24 protein-coding genes are annotated in these 24,112 nt (G+C 31.5%); 16 read left to right on the forward strand and 8 right to left on the reverse strand.

The window, feature by feature from the left end:
• Positions 1 to 5: 5 nt before the first annotated feature.
• The 5 genes from H8K90_RS13835 (at position 6) to rlmN (ending at position 5,800) form a co-directional block, all read left to right on the forward strand.
• Positions 6 to 1,958: a DUF3858 domain-containing protein gene (locus H8K90_RS13835; protein WP_186846589.1), complete on the forward strand. Its 1,953-nt coding sequence runs from the start codon at positions 6 to 8 to the stop codon at positions 1,956 to 1,958.
• 2 nt (positions 1,959 to 1,960) lie between these two features.
• Positions 1,961 to 2,287, forward strand: coding sequence for a nucleotide pyrophosphohydrolase (locus H8K90_RS13840; RefSeq protein ID WP_186846590.1), 327 nt, complete (start codon positions 1,961 to 1,963; stop codon positions 2,285 to 2,287).
• A gap of 33 nt (positions 2,288 to 2,320) precedes the next feature.
• Entirely contained in the window at positions 2,321 to 3,544 is a 1,224-nt protein-coding gene (locus tag H8K90_RS13845) for a 3-phosphoshikimate 1-carboxyvinyltransferase (protein WP_186846591.1), read from the forward strand.
• Between the two features lie 73 nt (positions 3,545 to 3,617).
• The gene (gene queA / locus H8K90_RS13850; RefSeq protein WP_186846592.1) at positions 3,618 to 4,667 is read left to right on the forward strand and encodes a tRNA preQ1(34) S-adenosylmethionine ribosyltransferase-isomerase QueA; all 1,050 of its coding nucleotides are present in this window, start codon (positions 3,618 to 3,620) and stop codon (positions 4,665 to 4,667) included.
• A 92-nt stretch (positions 4,668 to 4,759) separates the two neighbouring features.
• The gene (gene rlmN, locus H8K90_RS13855; RefSeq protein WP_186846593.1) at positions 4,760 to 5,800 is read left to right on the forward strand and encodes a 23S rRNA (adenine(2503)-C(2))-methyltransferase RlmN; all 1,041 of its coding nucleotides are present in this window, start codon (positions 4,760 to 4,762) and stop codon (positions 5,798 to 5,800) included.
• 52 nt (positions 5,801 to 5,852) lie between these two features.
• On the opposite strand, the gene H8K90_RS16905 is transcribed toward rlmN, so the two are convergent.
• Positions 5,853 to 7,094: a T9SS-dependent choice-of-anchor J family protein gene (locus H8K90_RS16905; RefSeq protein ID WP_222611363.1), complete on the reverse strand. Its 1,242-nt coding sequence runs from the start codon at positions 7,092 to 7,094 to the stop codon at positions 5,853 to 5,855.
• A 132-nt stretch (positions 7,095 to 7,226) separates the two neighbouring features.
• On the opposite strand from H8K90_RS16905, the gene H8K90_RS13865 reads away from it, so the two are divergent.
• The 4 genes from H8K90_RS13865 (at position 7,227) to H8K90_RS13880 (ending at position 10,847) form a co-directional block, all read left to right on the forward strand.
• Complete coding sequence (locus tag H8K90_RS13865) at positions 7,227 to 8,204, forward strand: polyprenyl synthetase family protein (RefSeq protein ID WP_186846594.1); 978 nt, start codon at positions 7,227 to 7,229, stop codon at positions 8,202 to 8,204.
• Between the two features lie 117 nt (positions 8,205 to 8,321).
• The gene (locus H8K90_RS13870) at positions 8,322 to 8,885 is read left to right on the forward strand and encodes an RNA polymerase sigma factor (protein ID WP_186846595.1); all 564 of its coding nucleotides are present in this window, start codon (positions 8,322 to 8,324) and stop codon (positions 8,883 to 8,885) included.
• Positions 8,872 to 9,657 carry a hypothetical protein gene (locus H8K90_RS13875; protein ID WP_186846596.1) on the forward strand — a complete coding sequence of 262 codons (786 nt, stop codon included), beginning with the start codon at positions 8,872 to 8,874 and terminating at the stop codon, positions 9,655 to 9,657. Before H8K90_RS13870 ends, H8K90_RS13875 begins: the two co-directional genes overlap by 14 nt.
• Positions 9,658 to 9,740: 83 nt before the next feature.
• The gene (locus H8K90_RS13880) at positions 9,741 to 10,847 is read left to right on the forward strand and encodes a coiled-coil domain-containing protein (RefSeq protein ID WP_186846597.1); all 1,107 of its coding nucleotides are present in this window, start codon (positions 9,741 to 9,743) and stop codon (positions 10,845 to 10,847) included.
• Positions 10,848 to 11,051: 204 nt separating this feature from the next.
• On the opposite strand, the gene H8K90_RS13885 is transcribed toward H8K90_RS13880, so the two are convergent.
• A complete protein-coding gene (locus H8K90_RS13885) occupies positions 11,052 to 12,221 on the reverse strand; it encodes a thioredoxin-like domain-containing protein (protein ID WP_222611364.1) in 1,170 nt (389 codons plus the stop codon).
• A gap of 37 nt (positions 12,222 to 12,258) precedes the next feature.
• On the reverse strand, positions 12,259 to 12,687 hold the full coding sequence (locus tag H8K90_RS13890; RefSeq protein ID WP_186846599.1) for a helix-turn-helix domain-containing protein: 429 nt from the start codon (positions 12,685 to 12,687) through the stop codon (positions 12,259 to 12,261).
• A 455-nt stretch (positions 12,688 to 13,142) separates the two neighbouring features.
• Between H8K90_RS13890 and dnaG the strand changes: the two genes are divergently transcribed.
• Positions 13,143 to 15,110 carry a DNA primase gene (gene dnaG / locus H8K90_RS13895; protein WP_186846668.1) on the forward strand — a complete coding sequence of 656 codons (1,968 nt, stop codon included), beginning with the start codon at positions 13,143 to 13,145 and terminating at the stop codon, positions 15,108 to 15,110.
• 2 nt (positions 15,111 to 15,112) lie between these two features.
• Here the strand turns inward: dnaG and H8K90_RS13900 are convergent, their stop codons facing one another.
• A complete protein-coding gene (locus H8K90_RS13900) occupies positions 15,113 to 15,742 on the reverse strand; it encodes a response regulator (RefSeq protein WP_186846600.1) in 630 nt (209 codons plus the stop codon).
• Positions 15,743 to 15,874: 132 nt separating this feature from the next.
• A complete protein-coding gene (nadE, locus tag H8K90_RS13905; RefSeq protein WP_186846601.1) occupies positions 15,875 to 16,663 on the reverse strand; it encodes an NAD(+) synthase in 789 nt (262 codons plus the stop codon).
• 84 nt (positions 16,664 to 16,747) lie between these two features.
• Between nadE and gldB the strand changes: the two genes are divergently transcribed.
• Complete coding sequence (gene gldB / locus H8K90_RS13910) at positions 16,748 to 17,716, forward strand: gliding motility lipoprotein GldB (protein ID WP_222611365.1); 969 nt, start codon at positions 16,748 to 16,750, stop codon at positions 17,714 to 17,716.
• The gene (gene gldC / locus H8K90_RS13915) at positions 17,716 to 18,051 is read left to right on the forward strand and encodes a gliding motility protein GldC (protein ID WP_186846603.1); all 336 of its coding nucleotides are present in this window, start codon (positions 17,716 to 17,718) and stop codon (positions 18,049 to 18,051) included. Before gldB ends, gldC begins: the two co-directional genes overlap by 1 nt.
• A 5-nt stretch (positions 18,052 to 18,056) precedes the next feature.
• Here the strand turns inward: gldC and H8K90_RS13920 are convergent, their stop codons facing one another.
• Together H8K90_RS13920 and H8K90_RS13925 are read right to left on the reverse strand one after the other, a co-directional pair.
• Positions 18,057 to 18,947 (reverse strand): hypothetical protein, encoded by an 891-nt coding sequence (locus tag H8K90_RS13920; RefSeq protein WP_186846604.1) that lies wholly within the window; start codon positions 18,945 to 18,947, stop codon positions 18,057 to 18,059.
• A 329-nt stretch (positions 18,948 to 19,276) separates the two neighbouring features.
• Positions 19,277 to 20,047: a hypothetical protein gene (locus H8K90_RS13925; protein ID WP_186846605.1), complete on the reverse strand. Its 771-nt coding sequence runs from the start codon at positions 20,045 to 20,047 to the stop codon at positions 19,277 to 19,279.
• Positions 20,048 to 20,271: 224 nt separating this feature from the next.
• Here H8K90_RS13925 and H8K90_RS13930 point away from each other — a divergent pair, with 224 nt between their 5' ends.
• Entirely contained in the window at positions 20,272 to 20,886 is a 615-nt protein-coding gene (locus tag H8K90_RS13930; protein WP_186846606.1) for a DUF4230 domain-containing protein, read from the forward strand.
• Here H8K90_RS13930 and H8K90_RS13935 read toward each other — a convergent pair.
• Positions 20,881 to 21,186: a rhodanese-like domain-containing protein gene (locus tag H8K90_RS13935; RefSeq protein WP_186846607.1), complete on the reverse strand. Its 306-nt coding sequence runs from the start codon at positions 21,184 to 21,186 to the stop codon at positions 20,881 to 20,883. The genes H8K90_RS13930 and H8K90_RS13935 overlap by 6 nt on opposite strands.
• Positions 21,187 to 21,234: 48 nt before the next feature.
• Between H8K90_RS13935 and H8K90_RS13940 the strand changes: the two genes are divergently transcribed.
• The 3 genes from H8K90_RS13940 (at position 21,235) to paaA (ending at position 23,975) form a co-directional block, all read left to right on the forward strand.
• Positions 21,235 to 21,804, forward strand: a complete 570-nt coding sequence (locus tag H8K90_RS13940) for a TetR/AcrR family transcriptional regulator (protein ID WP_186846608.1) — start codon at positions 21,235 to 21,237, stop codon at positions 21,802 to 21,804.
• Between the two features lie 68 nt (positions 21,805 to 21,872).
• Positions 21,873 to 22,946 carry an FAD-binding oxidoreductase gene (locus tag H8K90_RS13945; protein ID WP_186846609.1) on the forward strand — a complete coding sequence of 358 codons (1,074 nt, stop codon included), beginning with the start codon at positions 21,873 to 21,875 and terminating at the stop codon, positions 22,944 to 22,946.
• Positions 22,947 to 23,018: 72 nt separating this feature from the next.
• Positions 23,019 to 23,975 (forward strand): 1,2-phenylacetyl-CoA epoxidase subunit PaaA, encoded by a 957-nt coding sequence (gene paaA, locus H8K90_RS13950; RefSeq protein WP_186846610.1) that lies wholly within the window; start codon positions 23,019 to 23,021, stop codon positions 23,973 to 23,975.
• Positions 23,976 to 24,112: the final 137 nt, after the last annotated feature.

The following is a 24,112-nucleotide window of genomic DNA, read 5'->3' on the forward strand; positions in this document are numbered from 1 at the left end:
ATACTTTGAGATATTTCATAATATTAGTTACATTATTATTGATCAATACAATAACAGGTCAAAATATTGAGTTTGGTTCCGTTTCTATTGAAGAATTACAAGAAAATTACTACTCACAAGATTCATCAGCTCATGCAGCCATTTTATACCTTAAGGAGACAATAGATTTTGAACATAATCAAACTAGTGGATTAAAACAAAAGAGGGATGTTCATGTAAGGATTAAAATATATGATAAAGAAGGGTTTGAATGGGCAACTAGGAAAGTAACTTTATTTGAAACTAGAAGTAGAGGAGAAAAACTAGTTGATCTAACAGGTTCTACATATAATTATGTAAATGGAGCAATCAAAATAGAGAATTTAAAGGATGATGGAATATTTGAGGAGAATATGTCAAAATATTTTAAAGCCATTTCTTTCACGTTCCCTAATGTACAAAAAGGATCAATTATAGAATATAAGTACTCTATAATATCTCCTTATTTGGCAATTGATGAAGTAGCGTTGCAATATAGTATTCCGATAAAAAAATTAGATGTATTAATAAGTAAGCCAAAAACTTATAAATATAATACGGTTTTAAATCCTAAGTCACATTTTCAGCCTAAACTAAAATACCTAGATTATTCAGAAAATAAGGGTATGCAGGTTAATTACGATAGAGTTATTAAAATCTTAGAAAATGATGTTCCTTCATTAGAAACAGAACCTTTTTCAGGAAATGTTAATAACTATAGAGCTAAATTAAATTTTGAGTTATCAGGAACTTTAACCCAGTATGGTACAGTATCCAGAGATTTTTCAGCAAGTTGGGAAAAAATATCTAAAACTATTTCTGAGAGTAGTAGGTTTGGATTAGAATCGGAAAAAAAAGGTTTTTATAAAAAAGATTTAAATGAACTTTTGGGAGATACGGTTGATGAGCTAAAGGTGACCAATTTAGTCGAGAATTATGTTAAATCTAAAGTAAAATGGAATAACCAATACGGAAAGTATACACAAAAAGGCATTAGAGAAGCATATAAACAAGGAGAAGGTAATGTTGCAGATATTAATCTTTTAGTCGTTTCCATGTTGCGTTCTCGAGGTATAGACGCAAATCCAGTTTTAGTAAGTACAAGAAATAATGGAGTGCCACTATTCCCAACTAAAAATGGGTTTAATTATGTAATATGTATGGTGAAAATTGGCTCAAACCACCTATTTATAGATGCAACCGAACCTCATGCTATTAATAACCTACTTCCTAAAAGAGTGCTCAATTGGCAAGGTTTGGTAGTTTTAGAAGAAGGATCCAATAAATGGGTTGATCTAATTGCAAATAATAATTCAATTGATGCTACAGCTTTAAATATCAAAATAGAGGATGATTACAGTGTTTCGGGAAAAGTTAGAAAAAACATGACATTTTATCGAGCATTGGACTACAGAAAAAAATATTTTAACCATACTAATGAAGAGCACATTAAATCTCTTGAATCTAATAAAGGTGATATAGAGATTAGTGAATTAAATTATGAAAGCGGTAATGATAATAGTCAGCCAGTTAAAGTAACTTACAATTATAAATTGTCAGATGGTGTAGATGAGATAGGTGATAAACTCTATTTTTCGCCACTCCTTTTCTTAGCGATCAAAGAAAGCCCTTTTAAATTAGAAGAGCGTAAATATCCTATAGACTTTGTAATACCTTTTGCAGATAAATATAAGATAAATATTATGTTACCAGAGGGCTATAAAGTAGAATCACTTCCAGAGAATAGAGGAATGGAGTTTAAGGCAGGGGAAGCTAAGTTTACATATATAGCAAAAGAAAATGGAAAATATTTACAGCTTAGTGTTCAGTTAGAAATAAATAATCCACTTATATTACCTGCAGATTATAAAGATTTTAAAGATTTTTATTCTAAAATTGTAGAAAAACAAGCAGAGCAAATTGTATTAACTAAAGCCTAATTATGAATATCAAAAACGCACAAGTAGAAGTTGACGATTGGATTAAAGAACACGGAGTGCGATACTTCAATGAACTTACCAATATGGCACAACTTACCGAAGAAGTCGGTGAAGTAGCACGTATCATTGCTCGTCGCTATGGCGAGCAAAGCGAAAAAGAAAGCGACAAGGATAAAGATTTAGGTGAAGAACTTGCTGATGTTATGTTTGTAGTTTTGTGCTTAGCCAACCAAACAGGAATAGATTTACAACACGCATTTGATAAAAAAATGGATAAAAAAGCAAAACGCGATCACGATAGGCATCATAATAACGAGAAATTAAAGTAGATTTGTAGCTTCATTTTATTTTAGCGTTTTCTCATGGACATTAGTATCCAAAAATCTAAGCTTTATAATCATCAAGAGATTAAAATTACAGGCTCAAAAAGTGAGTCTAATCGATTGTTGTTATTACAAGCATTGTACCCTCAAATTAATATAAACAACTTATCTAATTCCGACGATTCTGTATTAATGCAAAAAGCATTGGCTACAAAAGAATCTATTATAGATATTCATCATGCTGGTACAGCAATGCGATTTCTCACAGCTTATTTAGCGACACAAAATGGTGAAGAAGTTGTAATTACAGGCTCTTCTCGTATGAAAGAGCGACCAATAAAAATTTTGGTAGATGCTTTGTTAAGTTTGGGCGCTGATATTTCGTACGTAGAAAACGAAGGTTTTCCTCCTTTAAAAATAATAGGTAAAAAACTTAGTAAGCATAAAGTAAGTTTAGAAGCTAACGTTAGTAGCCAATATATTTCGGCACTTTTGCTAATTGCTTCAAAATTAGATAATGGCTTGGAGTTAACTCTAAATGGCAAAATAACTTCTGTTCCCTATATTAAAATGACATTAAGTTTACTCAACGAAATTGGTGTTGAAACCAGTTTTGTTGAAAATAAAATTACAGTTAAACCAAACACTACAAAACTTTTACCTCAAACTTTGGTCGTAGAGTCCGATTGGTCTTCAGCATCTTATTTTTATAGTATCATAGCTCTAAGCGATATCGGAACAGAGATTACCATATCATCTTATAAGAAACATAGCTTGCAAGGTGATTCGGTTTTGGCTAAAATATATCAAAGCTTTGGTGTTGCTACTCATTTTGATGCGCATAGTATTAGATTAGTAAAAGTTGAAGAAGCACAAACTTCAAATTTGGAATTTCACCTTAGTGATGCTCCAGATATTGCTCAAACTATTGCGGTTACTGCTTTTGGTCTTGGTGTAGAATGCTATATGACAGGATTGCATACACTAAAGATTAAAGAAACAGATCGTTTGGTAGCTCTTAAGGTTGAACTAGAAAAATTAGGAGCAGAAATAGATATTACTGAAGCGTCATTAAAAGTAAATGCTTCAAAAGAAATAAAAAGTGATATTTCAATAAATACATATAATGACCATAGAATGGCGATGGCATTTGCACCACTAGGGCTAAAAACTTCTATTATTATTAAAAATGCAGATGTGGTAAGTAAATCGTACCCACAATTTTGGGAGGATTTTAAGGAGATTGGTTTCAATTTAAAATAAACACCTATTTACTTGACAAGGCCTATGTCGAGATTGTATATTTGCAACTTCGTTAAAAAAATAAAAAATACACATGAAATTATCACACTTTAATTTTGATTTACCAGAAGAATTATTAGCCGAACATCCTGCAGAACACAGAGATGAGTCTAGATTAATGGTGTTAAATAGAGAAAAACAAACTATTGAGCACAAGCAATTTAAAGACATTATCGACTATTTTGATGAAGGTGACGTGATGATTTTAAACAACACAAAAGTTTTTCCAGCGCGTTTATACGGAAACAAGGAAAAAACAGGAGCACGTATCGAAGTATTTTTATTACGTGAGTTAAACCAAGATCAGCGTCTTTGGGATGTTTTAGTAGATCCTGCTCGTAAAATAAGAATTGGTAATAAGCTTTATTTTGGTGATGATGAAACTTTGGTTGCAGAGGTAATTGATAATACAACCTCTAGAGGTCGTACTTTACGTTTTCTTTATGATGGATCTTATACAGATTTTAGAAGAAAATTAACCGAATTAGGTGAAACTCCTTTACCTAAATACATTAAGAGAGAAGTTGAGCCAGAAGATGAAGAGCGTTACCAAACAATTTTTGCCAAAAATGAAGGAGCTGTTGCAGCACCAACTGCAGGTTTACATTTCTCTAAACACTTATTAAAGCGTTTAGAAATTAAAGGTGTAGAAATGGCAGAAGTAACATTGCATGTTGGTTTAGGTACTTTTAATCCTGTAGAAGTTGAGGATTTATCTAAGCATAAGATGGATAGTGAAGAGATTGTTATAACACCAAGAGCAGCAGAAAAAATAAATAAAGGGATTGATAATAAAAAACGTGTTTGTGCCGTAGGTACAACATCAATGCGTACTATTGAAAGTTCTGTATCATCTAACGGAAGATTGAATGAATTTGATGGTTGGACAAATAAGTTCATATTTCCACCTTACGATTTTAGTATTGCTAATTGTATGATTACTAATTTTCATACACCAAAATCTACATTGTTAATGATGACATCTGCTTTTGCTGGTCATGATTTTATGAAAAAGGCGTACGAAGAAGCGGTAAAAGAAAAGTATAAATTCTATTCTTATGGAGATGCTATGCTTATCATCTAATTAAGAATAATAAATCATATAGAAAAGCCTCTTAGATGAGGCTTTTTTTGTTTTAAGAAAAAACCCATATCATTTAAGTACTTTTGCATTAAATGGAAGTAAAGAAAAAAGACATACGTGCATTAACTAAAGAGCAACTAAGAGAATTCTTTGTAAAGCAAGGAGATAAAGCTTTTAGAGGTAATCAAGTATACGAATGGTTGTGGCAAAAATCTGCGCATAGTTTTGAAGATATGACTAACGTGTCTTTAGAAACTCGACAAATGCTTCAAGATAATTTTGTAATTAATCATATTAAAGTAGATCAGATGCAACGTAGCTCTGATGGTACAATTAAGAATGCTGTTAGACTTCATGATGATTTAATTGTAGAATCAGTTTTAATTCCAACAGCAACACGTACAACAGCTTGTGTGTCTTCTCAAGTGGGTTGTAGTTTAGATTGTAAGTTTTGTGCAACAGCAAGGCTAAAACGAATGCGAAATCTAAATCCAGATGAAATTTACGATCAGGTTGTTGCTATTGATAACGAAAGTAGATTATACCACAACAGACCTTTGAGTAATATTGTGTTTATGGGAATGGGAGAACCACTCATGAATTATAATAACGTACTTAAAGCCATAGATAAAATTACATCTCCAGAAGGTTTAGGGATGTCGCCTAAACGTATTGTAGTGTCAACATCTGGTGTGCCAAAAATGATTAAGAAAATGGCAGATGATAACGTAAAATTTAAGCTAGCTGTTTCTTTACATTCTGCAATAGACGAAGTGAGAACTTCAATTATGCCTTTTAATGCAACCTTTCCGCTAAATGATTTAAGAGAAGCATTACAATATTGGTACGCGGCGACAAAAAATAGAATTACCTATGAGTATGTCGTTTGGGATGGTATTAACGATAAAAGAAAAGACGTTGATGCCTTAGTGGAATTCTGCAAATTTGCACCAAGTAAAGTTAATCTTATTGAGTACAACCCTATTGACGATGGCGAGTTTCAACAAGCCAATTCAAAAGCGATAGATATGTACGTAAATGTTTTAGAAGCAAACAATATTACAGTAACCGTAAGGCGAAGTAGAGGAAAGGATATTGATGCAGCTTGTGGGCAGTTGGCTAATAAGAGTTAAGAACAAAAAAAGCGACCATTTGGTCGCTTTTTTTATAATCTATTTATATGATTTAATTTTTAACAAACTTAATCGTTTTGAAATTACCATCTATATTAACTTTTGCTAGATAAACTCCATTATTTAAAGAAGAAATATCGATAGATTCAGTTGCATTTTCCAATGATCTTGAGATAACACTTTGACCTAAAATAGAATATATTTCTATGCTCGTCATCGCAACATTTGAAGACTCTAAATTAAGCACCTCAATATCTTTATTATAATAATAAGTAAATGTGTTTAAATCGAAGTCATTTACTCCCAGTATCGCACTAACGGCGATATTGTCTATATTCAATACAAATTCATCAGTTACATTATGATGTCTAAAAGCGATGTATACTGCAGCTTGGCCAGCAAGTGCACTAATATCTAGAGATCTGCTTACAAATGTTCCTGCACCACCATTTTGACCAACAATTTCATTAAATGTAGTTGAGCTTGCAGCTAAATCTACAATTTGGTTACTGTTAGCAACATAAACCGTATAATTTTCATCAGCAAAATTAACATCCACTCCTCGTGCATCCCACGTTAGATTGATGTTGTCACTAGTTGAATAAGAGGACAAATCCAAAGCCTGAGAAATAAGCCAATTATCAGGAGTTAAGGCACCAGTATTGTTGTCATATGATGCAGAACCTAACATTGGATTTCCGTCAGGTAAATCATCACCATTAGAATCATAATCCGCCGTAAACCAAGCCTGTCCATCACCATCGTCATCGATATTTTCCCAACAGACTAATAATGTGTTTGGATCTGTAAAATCGTCTGCATATGGTAAATTGCCATTAGGACAATTAACAATTTCTTCAGTTAATTCAAAATCAAATGGTAATGCAGACCAACGATCATCCCAATGCAGATAATATGTAGTTCCAGATTCTATAGTAAAACTAGTTGTTGTTAGATAATTAATATCACTAACATCATCGCTACCACCAAGGCAGGTTAAACTTCCACATGCGCCAGTGAATATGCTCAATCTTGTATCGTCACTATTAGTAATACCATCATTTTGAGGTAAATCAGATGATACTGTTGCGATACCATCAATAGTAGCAGTATAGGTATACCATTCACCAAAAGTCCCTGGTGTATCCCAAGCACAACTATTATCCGCAGTCCCATCGACAGCACCAACAGAAGTTACTCCAACCGCGGCTGTACCAGAAGTAGCACAAGAATCCTGCGCGTAATTAAATTGAAAAGCTAATAAAGCTAATACTAGTAAAGTAATTTTTTTCATAAGTTCAATGAATTGATTAATAGAATTAAAATTACAAATAAATGTTCATTAATAATGTTAAAGTACTACTAATTGAGCTTTTAGTAATTTAAAGCGTGTTTATTCGTAATTTTGCATTGTTTTTAATATTAAATGAAAATAACCGAACAAATAAAACAACCAATTGCTTATGAGATGGAACTTTTTGAACAAAAGTTTCAACTCTCTATGGCTAGTAAGGTTGCACTTCTCAATAGAATAACTCATTACATTGTAAACCGTAAAGGCAAACAAATGCGACCAATGTTTGTGTTTTTGGTTGCTAAAATGATGAATAATGGAGAGGTTAGTGAGCGTACATATAGAGGTGCTTCGGTTATAGAGTTAATTCATACAGCTACATTAGTTCATGATGATGTAGTGGATGATAGTAACCGAAGACGCGGTTTCTTTTCTATAAATGCACTTTGGAAAAATAAAATTGCTGTACTAATAGGTGATTATTTGTTATCAAAAGGGTTATTACTTTCAATAGATAATAATGATTTTGATTTACTCAAAATTATCTCTGTTGCTGTGCGCGAAATGAGTGAGGGAGAATTACTTCAAATCGAAAAAGCCAGGCAACTAGATATTACGGAAGCTATTTATTACGATATTATAAGACAAAAAACGGCAACCCTAATTGCTGCCTGCTGTAGTTTAGGTGCTGCTTCTGTAAAACCAAATTCTCCTGAGGTAGAAACTATGCGTAAGTTTGGAGAGCTTATAGGCATGGCGTTTCAAATTAAAGATGATTTGTTTGATTATGGTGAAGAGGCTATAGGAAAACCAACTGGTATAGACATAAAGGAACAAAAAATGACATTGCCTTTAATCCATGTTTTAAATAACTGTACTAAGAAAGAAAAGTCTTGGCTTATTAATTCCATTAAAAATCATAACAAGGATAAAAAGCGTGTAAAGGAGGTTATCAATTTTGTAAAGTCTAACGGAGGCTTAGAATATGCGGTTTCAAAAATGAAAGCATTTCAAAAAGAAGCTCTAGATCTATTAGAAAAACACCCAGAATCCGAATACAAAGCATCTTTAAAGCTTATGGTAGATTACGTTATTGATAGAAAAAAATAAATTAAATACCTTGTTATCAAATAGTTAAAAATTATTTTAATTATTTTTCACTTTCCAGACAACCCATGGTAATAAAATTGCGTCTTTATAAATAGAAGCGCAACACAAATCAATTTAATGAAAGTTATTCAACTTCATAAAAACGAAACGAAACTAATACAGAGAGCCGCGAAACAAAATCGCGAAGCACAACATGTGTTGTATGAGTTGCATGCGCCAAAAATGCTAAGTGTATGTAGATACTATATAAAAGACGTACACCAAGCAGAAGAAGTAATGTTAAATGGGTTTTTTAAAGTATTTAAATATTTAAAATCATTTAAAAACGAAGGTAGTTTTGAAGGTTGGATAAGACGTATTATGGTAAGAGAAGCCATATCGTTTTTAAGACAAAAAAAGCAAATAGAGTTTGCTGCAGAAGATGAATATTTAGAGCACGATTACTCTAATAATATTAACACAAATATTGAAGTTGCAGAAATACAGCAGCTAATAGATAGTTTGCCAGAAGGATATAAAATGGTGTTTGTAATGTATGCTATAGAAGGTTATAAACACTATGAAATTGCAGAATTATTGAACATCTCTGAAGGGACATCAAAATCGCAATTATTTAAAGCCCGACAAATGCTTCAAAAGAAAATAAAAGAATTAAATAACAGTAGTTATGGCACCAATTAAATTTGAAGAAAATATAAAAGACAAGCTCGAAAAGCGCACATTGTTGCCATCATCAGAAAGTTGGGATAAATTATCTGAGCGTTTAGATAAGGATAATAAAAAGTCTAAAAACCCAATCTTTTGGTGGTTAAGTATAGCAGCAGCGATTATAATTATGATAGCGTTATCTGCACAGTTTTTTGGAGGAAATGAAACTAATGAAGTTATGCCTCAAGTAGTTAAAGATGAAGTTGAAGAACAACTTAAAGATAATAAAGAACAAAAGCTAAATGAAACAAAATCTATAGAGTTAGTAAATGAAGAAAATGATTTTGAAGAGAAAAAAGAAGACTCGCAAATTATTAAACAACCACAAATTATAGATTATAAAAAAGTAACTCAAAAAAAGTCTAAAGTAGAAACAAAACTTGCAGTTCAAAACAATTTGGAGACTAAAAACAGCAATTTTAAACAAGAGGATGAGATTAATAAAGAAGTTAATAATCTATTAGATGAGGCAGTAATGAAAAATGCAGTTGCAAAAGCAAAAAGTGAATTTAATGCTGAAAACATAACTGTAACAGACAAAGAAATAGATTCACTATTAAAGGTTGCAAGTAAAGAACTTTTCAATGATAAATTATTAAAAAATTCATCTATGACAGTTGATGCTAATGCATTACTAATGAGTGTAGAAGAAGATATGGGACAATCCTTTAGAAGTAAAGTATACGAAGCGATAAAAGAAAGTTATAAAACTGTAAAAACAGCAGTCGCAGATCGTAATAACTAAGTCCCTTTGAAAAAAGGGATCTCATTATGAGAACCAAAAACAAGAATCAAATTAAACATCAATAAATCAAAAAACGAACAGTTATGAATACAATTACAAGATTAGTAGTTTACTTAGTAATATCACTAACATTTGCTACAGTACATGGACAAAACAAAGAATTAGATTCAATTAGAAAAGAAAAAGTAGATCATAAAATCAGTCTATTAGAAGAAGATAAGGCTGAAATTGAAGAGCAGGAAAAAGGTATTTTAAAATTAAAAATAACAAAGATTAATAAGCGGTTAGATAATAAAGAAATCACGGCAGAAGAAGCTGAAAATCTAAAAAAAGAAGCAGCAAAAGTTGCAGCTCTTAATATTGAAAATAGAAGGGCAATAATAGATCAGAGAATAGATTTGTTAAAAAGAAATGGTTACGACGCATACCAATATAGAAAATACGATTCGGGTGATGATGGTTTTGTGTTTAGAATAGGTGGAGGTGAAGATACTAATGAAAGCTTTATTTATTTTGGTGAAAAATCTAAAGACAAACCTAGAAAATACGATAGAAGAACCACTGAAGATATTGTATTTGCTTTTGGACTTAATAATGCCTTAATCGATGGGCAAGATATTGATGATTCACCTTATAAAGTTTGGGGTTCTGGCTTTATGGAATTAGGTTACGCCTGGAAAACTAGAATCTTCGATAATACAAATTTTTGGAGAATAAAGTATGGTTTTTCATTTCAGTGGAACAAGTTTGATATTAAGGATAACAATTACTTAGTAAATACAGATGGTGAAATTTCATTGCAAGAGTTTCCGTCGGATATAAGCAAAGCAAAATTTAGAACAACAAATTTAGTTTTTCCTGTCCACCTAGAATTTGGGCCATCTAAAAAAATAGAAAAGAAAGATTATTTTAGATATTCAACTTACAATAAATTAAAAGTTGGTTTAGGAGGTTATGCAGGTTTAAATATAGGTAGCATGCAAAAACTAAAGTATAAAGAAGATGGTAATAGAATTAAAGATAAACAACGTGGAGGTTTTGAAGTGAATGAGTTTGTATATGGTGTAAGTGGCTATGTGGCTCTAGGTGATATAGCTTTATATGTAAAGTACGATCTTAACCCATTGTTTAAAGATCAAGTAATAGATCAAAATAATATTTCAGTCGGTGTCCGTTTTGATATGGATTAAATCAACCAATTTTTGAGTGTTAAAAGCCTTAATCTAGAAATGGATTGAGGCTTTTTGTTGATCTCGTATAACGTTGTTGTATATGGTTTGTTGCGTGTATAAGCACCTAATTTAGCAAATAAAAACCGAATAGAAAATCCGCGAGGATTTTCGTAAGTAGGCGAGAACTAGCAATAAATTATATATGTTGTTGGCATTAGTTTTTTAATTTTTCATTAATTCATCTAGTCTATTATAGAAATCTTCTCCTTCTCCATTAAATATTCCTTCTATGATTCCACTTGAATTTATTATTATTTTTGTTGGATAACCTTTTACAGCATATTTAACAGAAACATCTTTGTCAAGTGCATTGTCATTGAAAAGGTTTTTCCATTTTAATTCGTATTCATTAACCGCATTTCTCCATTTTGTTTCTGTATCATTACAAGCTATGCCAATAAACTCAATTCGATTTTTGTATTTTTCAAAATGTTTTTTCATTTTTGGAAATCCAGAAATACAAGGTGCACACCAACTACCCCAAAAATCGAGTATCGTAAATTTGTTTTGTGAGAAGTCTACTGAATAATGTTCTTCGTTTATAGATTTTAAGGAAAATTCAGGTGCTTTTCCTCCTAATTTAATTCTTGATTCAGCCTCTCTGACTTTTGTATATTTTTGAAATCTAGTAAATTGATATTTTAAAAGATTCTCAAATGTACCTTCTTTTACAGACTTGTCTAATTTTTTAAAATATTTCCCTATGGTATCTAATGATTGTTTTGATAAATAGTAGGCAGAAAGGCTTTTGTCTAAATTATTATTGATATAATTTAATTGAAAATTGCTTGCTATTATAGAGTATTCTTTACGCTTTTTAAATAGGCTATTAATTTTTTCTCTATTTCCATTATTAAACATTAACGAGTCTATTTCTAATTCAATTTTTGATTTTTCTATTAGAGAAGCAACATACTCATTTCTATTATCACTATATTCTTCATTAATTTCTGAACCTTTAGCTTGATATTTAAGATTCAGTTTTTCAAGCTTTCCTTTTACTGAAATTCTATCTTCTGGTTTTAATATTAGAAGTATTGATTTTTCAAGTGGTCTATATGGACTTTTATCTAATCGGGTATATTCTGCTTTTCTTGGCGTTACTATACTTATAATAGCTTCGTTTACTGGTAAGTCATAGAAGAATTTTCCGTTTTTAGAATAAATAGTGTCAATAATAGGGTCTTCTTCAATATTTGAAATTTTATAGCTTTCTATATAAATAGTGTCATTTCCAAGTCCGACAATTTCAGCAGATAGATTATTTTTTTGAATACAAGATGTAAAAGAGATACAAAAAAAGATTAAAGAAAAAGTCTTAATATATTTCATTATTGATAATTTTGGTGTTTTTAAATCTAAAAGATGATTATTTTCCATATTTCTTTTCTATAATGTTTCCAGTTATAACACCAATTCCAGTAAAAAATATTGTAATTGCAATAACAAATGGTAGACTGAATTCATTATAGGGTATAATTCCTGTGCTAGCTAGAATTAAGCTTAAAATAAAACCGGATGAACCTCCAATAATTAGAAAACCTAATATGAACCAAGGGGTTTTGAATGATTTTTTATTGCTTTTATTCTCAAACAAAATATTATTAAAATAATTAGCAGGTAATTCTAAAGCATTTGTCAACCTTTTTAATGTGTCTCCACGTGGTTCACTTTTACCATTTTCTAATCGTTGAATTGTTCTTAAGCTTAATTCAGACTTTTCAGATAAATCCTCTTGTGATAATCCTTTTTCGGTTCTAATTTTCTTAACAGCATTAGAAAATTCTATTTTTCTCATTTAGAAGTTATTTTTAATTTTTTCAAATATATAGCTTAAGTAATTTTAATGTGCCGTCAAAGTCTAGTTATTGCCACGTTTTTTGTACGTCATTTACACGACATTAATTTGTCAATGTATTGTTTATGGGTGATTGGATAGTTTTTTTATTTTCAGACTAGTATTACTTTATTGTAAAAGAAAGCTCATTTATTCTGATATGCGAATTAATGCCAACTTTAGTGATATGAGTCTGTTTTAATGACTTATATCAGTCGTTATACGAAGTTCGCTGTTTCAAATGAGAAAGTCAAGTTAATTTGGGTTATTAATTTTTAATACAAATAGAATATCTTAAATTTACAAACTTGTCATTCTTGCAATGGTCACTGAGCGAAATTGAAGTGATGCAGGAAATCAAAGTATACTAATAACTTAAAAATAGATTCCGCACTAAGAGCGGAATGACAGAAAAATTGATTTCACAAAATTCCATAGCACAAGTATTTGAAACCGCTCGCGTAGAGGAGGTTATTGGTGATTTCGTACAGCTAAAAAAATCGGGTAGTAACTTTAAAGGCTTAAGTCCTTTTAGTGATGAACGTTCTCCAAGTTTTATGGTCTCTCCAGTAAAGCAAATCTGGAAAGACTTTTCGAGTGGTAAAGGTGGTAATGCTGTGACGTTTTTAATGGAGCATGAGCATTTTACTTATCCAGAAGCTATAAAATACTTAGCTAAAAAATACAATATTGAAATTGAAGAAACCGAGCGAACAGACGAGGAAAAGGCACAACAAAATGCCAGAGAGAGTTTGTATTTGGTAAGTGAATATGCTAATGAATACTTTCAAAAAATACTACACAATACAGATCAAGGCAAATCTATTGGTTTAAGCTATTTTAAAGAGCGTGGATTTACAGAAGAAACGATTAAAAAGTTTCAATTAGGCTACTCTTTAGATGAGTGGCAAGCCTTTACAGATGATGCGCTTGGTAAGGGTTATAATATTAATTTTCTTGAACAAACTGGGCTTACCATTGTAAAGGAAGAGAAACGATTTGATAGGTTCAAGGGTAGAGTAATGTTCCCAATTCATAGTATGAGCGGTCGTATTCTTGGCTTTGGTGGACGTATTTTAACTAATGATAAAAAGGCAGCAAAATATCTAAATTCACCAGAAAGTGAAATTTACCATAAAAGTAAAATTTTATACGGTTTGTATTTTGCAAAGCAAAGCATAGCTAAAGAAGATAATTGTTATCTGGTAGAAGGTTATACAGATGTTATTCAATTTCACCAAACAGGCATTAAGAATGTTGTATCATCATCTGGTACAGCATTATCTTCAGATCAAATACGCCTTATTAATAGACTAACCAATAATATTACAGTGCTTTTTGATGGTGATGCAGCTGGTATTAGAGCTTCTATTCGTGGTATAGATTTAATCTTAGAACAGGGAGTTAATGTAAAGGTATGTACGTTTCCAGATGGTGAAGATCCAGATAGTTTTTCAAAATCTAATACGCTAGAGGAGCTTAATGCATATCTAAATGAAAACGCTAAAGATTTTATTCAATTTAAAGCGTCGCTTTTGGTTAAGGAGGCTAATAATGATCCTATAAAAAAAGCTGAAACGATACGAGAAATTGTAAACAGTATTGCTAAAATTCCAGATTCTATAAAGCGCGAAATTTATATACAAGAATGTGCGCGTATTATGGACATCAGTGAAAATGTATTATTTAGTACGTTGGCGCAAATTAGTAAGAAAGATTTTCAAGAAGCTAATAAAAAATTTAAACAAGAGCAAACAGCTTTTCAGGTTGTAAAGAACGAGCCACAGAAAAAACAAAAGGTTGATGTTCAATACGAACTTGAAAGAAAAATTATAGAAATTTTAATGCTTTATGGTGAAAGAACTGAGCAGTTTGAAGATTTAATCTTAAAGGAAGATGAAGCTACAGGCGATCTAATTCTAGAGCCAACTTTACAAGAAACTAGAGTGTTTGAGAAAATTTATTTAGACCTTCAGGAAGATGAAATGATGTTTTCTAATGAGAAATTTAAGACACTTTATTATGCTATAATAGATAAGTTAAACCAAGACGAAAATTTTTCGACTAAAGATTTTATAAATAATCTAGATCAAGAAGATGCTAGTACAGTAACTAGTATCTTAATGGAGGATGAAAAATACAATCTTCATGACTGGGAACGTAATCAAATTATTCCTAAAGAAAAGGAGCATTCTGTAGCCTTATTAGTTAGTCAAACTATTTTGAGTTTAAGGTGTTATTTAATAGACCAAAAAGTAGCAGAGTATAAAAACGAAACACTAAGAGAACCGTCTGATACAAGGTCAATTATTGAAGATGTAAAAGATTATCTAGCCTTAAAAATGTTGTTATCTCGTAAGCTTGGTAAAGTTATTGGTGGCTAACCTTATGTTAGATTGTGATGTTTTGCTTGATGTATTAAATCTACAATATTAGTAACATTTAATTTTTTAAAAAGTCTAGCTTTATAAGTACTAACTGTTTTTTCGTTAATATCTAACTCTTGCGCAATCTCTTTATTTTTTCTACCGATAGACAGTAATTTTAATACTTCTACCTCTCTAGTAGAAAGCTTTTTAAACATTCGGCTTCGGCTCTTTCGTGTATCTTCATAACGTAAGTGTTTATCCATTTTTTCACTGAGAGAAACATCGCCAGAATGAATTTTTCTTACAGCTGCTTCTATTGTTTCTACATCAGCCGTTTTATTTAGATAACCAGATGCACCAGCTTTGAGAGTGCTAATAGCATAAATCTCTTCTGGTTGGTGGCTAAACATTAAAACATTAATAGATTTATTTTCTTTTTTAATAGCTCTAAGAGCAGTAATGCCATTTAGTTCTGGCAAATCGACTTCAGAAATGATAACATCTACTTTGTTGCGTCTTACAAATTCGAAGATTTCGATACCACTACTTAATTTTCCTACTACTTTAAGGTCTGGTTTGCTATTTAAATATAGTTCTAAACCAGTTCTTACAATAGGATGACTGTCAACAATCAGAATATGTATCATGATAATTGATTTTTTTGGTTAGGGTTAATTAATATAATAACAAAAAAATAAGTCAGTGTTTAGTGGAGATTTGTTACGTAAAATTAAGAAAAACTAAGAGGGTTTACTAATTTATTCGATAAAAAGCAAATATTATTTTAAATTTTTAGGAATTTCACAAATTGGTATAGGGATCATCTTGTGAGTATTAGATCTATTGTATCTCATAAAAATCTTAAAAGCATCACGTTGTCTTCCAGAGAAATCTTCTGCAGTTTTACCTTCGTCTTTCATTTGCATAGCCCATTCTAATTCTGGATAAGATGCACCAATTTGGTCTTCGTCACTACGTGCATCACCAAATAAACCATCACTAGGAGCCGCTTTCATTATAGAATCTGGTACGTTTAAAAATTCACCTAATTCGTATACTTCAGATTTTAATAAATCGGCAATCGGACTTAAATCAACTCCGCCATCTCCATATTTGGTGTAAAAACCCACTCCAAAATCTTCAACTTTATTTCCAGTTCCAGCTACCAGCAATCCTAATAAACCAGCATGGTAATATAACGTGGTCATACGTAAACGTGCTCTGGTGTTTGCCAAGGCCATATCTACAGTTTCTTGCTTACCGTCGAGACTTACTTCTGTTTTAAATTCTTCAAAAACAGGGGTTAAAACTACGCGAGCGTCCTTAACGTTAGAAAATCGTTCTTTTAACTGCGCAATATGTTCTTGTGCTCTGGTTACATGACTTGCTGCTTGGTGAATTGGCATTTCTATACATAATAAATCTAAGCCAGTTTTAGCACAGAGTGTTGAGGTTACAGCAGAATCTATACCACCAGATATACCTATAACAAAACCATTAACTTTAGCATTTGTAGCATAATTTTTTAACCAATCTACGATGTGATTTACAACCTTTTCTGTTTGCATAATTTTTAATTTTTAAAACAAAGAAGTGTACCTTTGCACAACAAAAATAACGGAAACGTGTTAGGATTAAAAATGTTTTACCAAATGCACATAAGAATTTACCTAATATTAATATTAGGATTAACGTTTGTGTCTTGTAATGAGGAATCTAAAGTTGAAAAGGAAATTGCTAACATAGAAGCAGATTTTGTTTTAGAACGATTTGATTTAGCCGAACTCAATGCAAAACCAAGCGATTTGCCAAAACTAAAGAAAGCTTATCCCTTTTTGTTTTCTAAACATACACCAGATTCTATTTGGATAAATAGATTAGAAGATACTCTCCAAAATGAAATTCTACAAGAAGTCAATAAAACGTTTCAAGATTTTAAACGAACTAAAGAGGAATTAGTGAGTATGTTTCAGCACATAAAATACTATGATAAAGTGTTTACAGTGCCAAGAGTTGTAACATTAACAAATTATGTTCAATATAGAGATAAGGTAATTGTAACAGATACAATTGCTTTGGTGGCATTAGATAATTATTTGGGACAAGATCATAGGTTTTATGTAGATGGTGGAATACCTGAGTATTTAGCTGAAAATTTTAATAAAGAGCAAATTGTTGTGAATTTAGCAGAGGCTTATGCTAAAAAGTACGTGTCTCAATCTAATAGAAAGACCTTTTTAGACGAAATGATTTATTTCGGAAAGTTACTCTATTTTAAAGATGTTATTATTCCTTTTAAAACAGATGCTGAAAGAATAGGATACACGGAAGAGAAGATAAAATGGGCAGAAGCTAATGAAAGCCAAATATGGAGTTATTTTATTGAAAAAGAACTACTGTTTAGCACAGATAATAAATTGCCAAATCGCTTTATTGCTGATGCACCATTTTCTAAGTTTTATTTAGAATTAGATAATGATTCTCCTGGTCGATTAGGGCAGTATATCGGTTGGCAAATTGTAAAAGCTTATGCTGATAAATCTAATGAAGATCTAATGACTATTTTACAAAAAGAGCCAGAGGAAATTTTTAATAATGCAAAATTTAAACCAAAAAAGTAATGTCTAAAACCATACACTCTAAGATAGAATTAAACGTAGAACTCGATGAAAACCGAGTGCCAGAAAAACTTAAATGGTCTGCACAAGATGGAGGCGTTAGTAATGAAGAAGCTAAAGCAATAATGTTGTCTGTTTGGGACAGTAATGCTCAAGAGACTCTAAAAATAGATTTATGGACAAAAGACATGCCTGTAGATGAAATGAAACTATTTTTTCATCAAACATTGGTAACTATGAGTGATACTTTTTTAAGGGCAACACAAGACGAAAAAATGACAGCCACTATGAAAGATTTCTGTGATTATTTTGCCGAGAAATTAGAGCTTAAAAAGTAGAACTATTAAGGTTTAGGTTCAGGTTCGCTTGTACCTTTTTCAGATTTAAAGTAAGGTACTGCATTAAAACAATCTGCTGGTTGATTAAAATCTGGGTTCCTCATTTTATATTTTAAAAATGCTGAAACGTCATAGATTTCCCATACAATTAATTCATTATCTCTACCTGCAACTGTTCTTCTGTCTAGGTTAATATGTGAAATCATTTTGTTTACCAATTCTTCGTCACCAAACCTCATTTGTCTACCACCACCATGACTATTATTTGTCTTATAAACAATCCAATAAGATTGTACAGATTTACCAGTTGAGTTTTCTAATGTACCATCTGAAGTTGAAGATTTTGTACTTCTAGCTTTTCTTTTTATATCGATTACAGCTGCATCAATGATTGAAGATTTTTTTATAGCAACTGTTGGTTTTTTAGCAATGGCATTTGCTTTTTTTACAACCTCTGCTATTTTTGGCTCTATTGCTTTCTTTTTTGGTGTGATTTTAGGCTCGTTTGACGCTAAAGGAGCATCTCCAAAAAGCGATATTTTTCGCTTAGGTAGAGGTCTGTTTAACGGTTGATTTAATGATTCGTTTCTTAAAAGTGTTATAACAACAAGCCTGTCTGGTAAAACAGCTTCCACTACAAAACGCCCTACAGGAATATCTTTTAAAGGAATTTTTACTTTAGAATCTTTTACAACAATAGTGCGTTCAAAATCTCTATTAAAAATTTCAACTTTATAGATGGTGCGTTCTCCTTCTAGGATAAGACTATCTTCTGTTTTGTTTAAATGGTGTTTTAATTCCTTTGCTCTAATATTAACATTCTGTAATAATGTAGATTTTTGACTATAAGAAAAGATAGTCAATAGCAAAAATACGGCAGTGCATAGTGTTCTCATAATAAGTAGGTTTTGTTTTTGGGAAACAAACGAAACATTTATATTCTATTTTTAAGAATATGTACTGTTTACCCTACAAATGTATAATCATTTACTGTACTAATTTTAAATTTAAGATGTTTTGCATTTTTTTTTGGTTGACGTGTTTAGTGGTTCGATGTAAGTCAATAAAAAGGGTACAAAAAGTAAAAAGTTACTATTTAAACCGGTTGGTGTAGAGTGGTTTAATTCATATTAATAAAGAATCAACATATATAATGTGCTGCACTATATTATTATAAAAACATCAACTAGGCTATTGATTGTGAGGAAGAAATTAATTCAATTCATTAAAGATCATTCGAATTATTTTCAGATTTATAATACGGAATAACATTAAAATACTCTGAGCTAGTAGAATTTATAAAGTCGGAATTAGCCATTTGAAGCTCCATAAATTTTGTAGTATTATAAACTTCCCAAACAGTTAATTCATTGAATCTCATAGTTGGGTTATTATGCTCCTTTTTATTTTTAAAAATCATTTTTTCAACAGTCTCTTTATTTACCAATCTCATCGTTCTACTAGACCCACTTTCATTATTCACCTTAAGAGAAACCCAAAAGAATTTTTGACTTTTTTTAGCATGTTTTTTAGATTTCCCTCTTGTTAAGATGTATTCTATACTATGTTTTGGAGATCTTTTTATAACATTTAAACTTTCGTCTAGCATCATACCTTTTCCCTCAGCAATTTCTTTTTCACCCTGCATTACCTTAGAAGTGTTTGCGTTATTAATAGGGTCGCGTTTTAATAGACCCATAACAATAGTTTTATCCTCTAATATTGTGTTAATTACAAATTTTCCTGCAGGAAGATCGCTTAAAGAAATCTGAGCTTGAGAATTCTCAATAGGTATTAATTTTTCATAATCTTCATTAAAAATCTCAACATTTAGGATAGCTTTTTTATATTCTAATATCAAACTATCTTTTGTGCTATTTAGACTATGTTTTAGGTCTTCAGCTTTAGGGTTAAAGTTTTTTAACAGAATAGCATTTTGGCCATTAATAATTACAGTAGAAAATAGGACGAGTAGGGAACAAATGGATTTAATCATAATATTAGCTTTTAAAATTTGAGGGTTTGTTATTTAGTTCTAACACATAAATATCAGCATATTATATCTCTAAGGTATATACTATTAGCGTAGTTAAAAAAAATCAAAGTTGTTTTACGTTTTTCATAGTTGACGTACTGTCATCGCCGATGTAAAGCAAAAAAATAGGATTTAAAAACGTTATATTTAACACCTATTGAAAGCTATTTTCATTAAATTAGCCTATGCGAAAAACACTATTTGGCGTCATTATTACATTAGTAATTTTATTCACATTTAAATATTGTGGAGATAAACAAGAAGACAAAATTGTACTACAAGAAAACACGGCTTTAATACAAGAGCAAATTAAAAACGTTGGAAAACTTGTGGTAACTGAAGGTCATTTTAGTGAGGTATTCACTTATAAAAATTCTAAAGCAGTTTTTGCAGATTTATTAGAAGCAGAAAAGAAAGCTGTTGTTATTGTAAATGCAGATGTTACTATTGGGTACGATCTTAGTAAAATTGAATACGAAGTTGATGAGTTAACAAAAACACTAAGAATAAAAAGTATACCAAAAGAAGAAATAAAAATTAGCCCAGATTTTGAATATTACGATATACAAGCGGACTTTTTAAATCAGTTTGAAGCGAAAGATTATAATGAAATTAAAGAAACTGTTAATGCCTCTTTAATGAAGAAAATTGAGGCTTCAGACTTAAAGTCTAATGCTCAAAACAGATTAATTAGTGAGCTTTCAAAATTCTTTATACTTACCAATTCTTTGGGTTGGTCTTTAGAGTACAATCAAACTCCCGTAAATTCTATTGAAGGTTTGCAGTCTTTAAAACTATAATTTAGATTGTAGACTAATCCATCCACCACCATTAATGGCGTCGATATTATTTAAATTTAAAAATTTAGCAGCCTTTGCAGAACGTACTCCACTTGCGCAACAAGCTATAATGGGTTTGTTTAATTGTTTTACCTCTTCAACACGGTTATTTAATTCGCTTAGAGGTATATGAATGGAGTTTTTAATGTGTCCTGCATCCCATTCGCGTTGTGTCCTTACATCTAAAATAACGGCTTCATTTTTTAAATACATTTCAACTTGACGCTTTTTAGCGCCAAAAATAAAATCTAAAAATCCCATAGTTTCTTTTTTGATTAAATTTACGAATAATAAAAAGAGTTTAGTTGTTTGAAACAAGAAAGCCGTAAAGAAGAAATTGTAAGAGTAGCTGCAAAGCTTTTTAAAGAAAAGGGCTATAGTGCTGTAACTATGAGAGATTTGGCTAAAGCAATGGGTATAAAGGCGGCTAGTCTTTATAACCATATAAAGTCTAAACAAGACATTCTAAAGACCATCATTATTTCTCTTGCTGAAGAATTTACAGAAGGAATGCAGCAAATTCAGGCTTCTAATGAAAATTGTATAGATAAACTAAATAAAATTATTGAACTACACGTAAAAATTTCTAGCCAAAATATTTATGGAATGGCATCACTTAATAATGATTGGATGCATTTAGAAGAAAAGTTAGATTATTATCAAAAATTGCGCTCAGATTATGAGAACGATTTTAGGAGTATACTCAATGCTGGCATTGCTTCGGGAGAGATCGTAAATGTAAAACCAGATGTGATGATGTTTTCTATTCTAACAACCTTACGATCACTCTACATTTGGATTCCTAAAAAGGAGGATATTAACCTTAATGACTTATCAAATACCTTAAGCCAGATCTTGATTAATGGCATTAACAAATAATTTAGATTATATTTTATAACTTTGTCATGTTAACTAACAACTGTTAGTTTCGTTTTTAATTAAACAATATGGCAGAATTTTTCAACTTAAAAGTTGCAGATATATATAAAGAAACAGAGGACACATCAGTAATTACTTTTGATGTTCCTTCAGATTTGCAAAAGGTGTTTTCTTTCAGACAAGGTCAACATCTAACCCTTAAAGCAGATATTAATGGGGAAGACGTTCGTCGTTCGTATTCACTGTGCTCTAGTCCATTAGATAATAAATGGCAAGTAGCGGTTAAGTTAATTCCTAGCGGAAAGTTTTCAACCTATATAAACGAAAAATTAAAAGCTGGCGACCAATTAGAAGTCATGGCACCAAGTGGTACATTTGGAGTAGAGTGTAACTCAAAATCATCAAAAAACTATCTATTTTTTGCAGCAGGAAGTGGTATTACACCAGTGTTGTCAATGATTAAAACACATTTAGCAGCAGAACCTAATGCAACTTGTAAGTTGTTTTATGTAAATAAAACCGCAAAATCCATTATCTTTAAAGAGGCGTTAGAGCAGCTTAGAAATAAGTATTTCGGTAGGTTAGAAATTTATTATTTCTTAACCAAAGAGCGTCGAGATATCGAGTTGTTTAATGGGCGTTTTGATGACGAAAAAATGGAAGTGTTAACAAAAACATTTATCGATATTCCAGATACAAACGAAGTGTTTCTTTGTGGTCCAGAAAAAATGGTAAACTACGTTAGTGAGTATTTAATAAACGCAGGATTACCAAAAGAATTAGTGCATTTTGAGTTATTCGTAACTGGATTGTCAGAAGAAGATATAAAACGTGCAGAGCGTTTAGCACAGCAAGATGTTGAAGGTATTGAAGTTGTAATTGTTGATGGAGGAAAAGAATTTGCTTTCACAATGACCAAAGAGTACGATAATATTTTAGATGCAGCATTAGGAGCTGGAGCAGATTTACCATTTGCTTGTAAAGGAGGCGTTTGTAGTACTTGTAAATGTGAAGTCAAAGAAGGAAGCGTAGAAATGAAAATAAATTACGCGTTAGACGAAAAAGAAGTGTCGCAAAATTTGGTGCTTAGCTGTCAAGCAGTACCAACATCAGATAAAGTAGTTGTCGATTTCGACGTATAAATAAAACTTGTCATTCCTGCATAAGCAGGAATCCACTAATTACTATCAACTATTCACTAAATACTAAAAATTATGAGTGAAGAACAAATAAAAAGTTTAGAAAAACAATTCGAAGCACGTATCGCAAGAGATGAAAAAATCGAGCCAAAAGATTGGATGCCAGAAAAATATCGCAAAACGCATATTAGGCAAATGTCTCAGCATGCGCATTCCGAAATTGTAGGAATGCTTCCAGAAGGAAACTGGATAACAAGAGCACCTTCATTACGTCGTAAAGTTGCATTATTAGCAAAAGTACAAGACGAAGCAGGACATGGTTTATACTTATATTCCGCAACCGAAACTTTAGGGATTTCTAGAGAAGAAATGTACGAGCAATTGCATACAGGAAAAGCAAAATATTCATCCATATTTAATTACCCAACTATAACCTGGGCAGATATGGGAGCAATTGGTTGGTTAGTCGATGGTGCAGCTATTATTAATCAAGTACCATTGTGTAATACGTCGTATGGACCATATGCAAGAGCAATGATTCGTGTATGTAAAGAAGAAAGTTTCCACCAACGTCAAGGCTATGAAATAATGATAAAGTTGGCTAACGGAACACCAGAACAAAAAGAAATGGCGCAAGACGCTTTAAACCGTTGGTGGTGGCCAAGTTTAATGATGTTAGGTCCAACAGATGCAGAGTCTATACATACAGAACAATCCATGAAATGGAAATTAAAACGTAAATCTAACGACGATTTGCGTCAGCAGTTTATAGATCAAACAGTTCCACAAGCAGAACTAATTGGTTTAACTATTCCAGATCCAGATTTAAAATGGAACGAAGAAAGAAAAAGTTACGATTTTGGAGCAATCGATTGGGACGAGTTCTGGCAAGTAGTAAAAGGTCATGGACCAATGAATAAAGTGCGCATGAAAGCAAGGGTTGATGCATGGGAGAATGGAAAATGGGTTAGAGATGCAGCAATGGCTCACGCCGAAAAGAAACAAGAACGAAAAGAAAAACAAGCGGTTTAGTAAAGTTAAATAGGCAATGACTTTTGATTTAAAAATCAGTTAGTAAATAATCACCACGTTGAAATGCAGAATAAAAAAATGAAATCGTTAAGAATTTTTGAAGCCTTGGAAAAAATTTAGATTTCATTTTGAGGTTT

Source organism: Winogradskyella echinorum (genome assembly GCF_014297365.1).
Lineage (GTDB): Bacteria > Bacteroidota > Bacteroidia > Flavobacteriales > Flavobacteriaceae > Winogradskyella > Winogradskyella echinorum.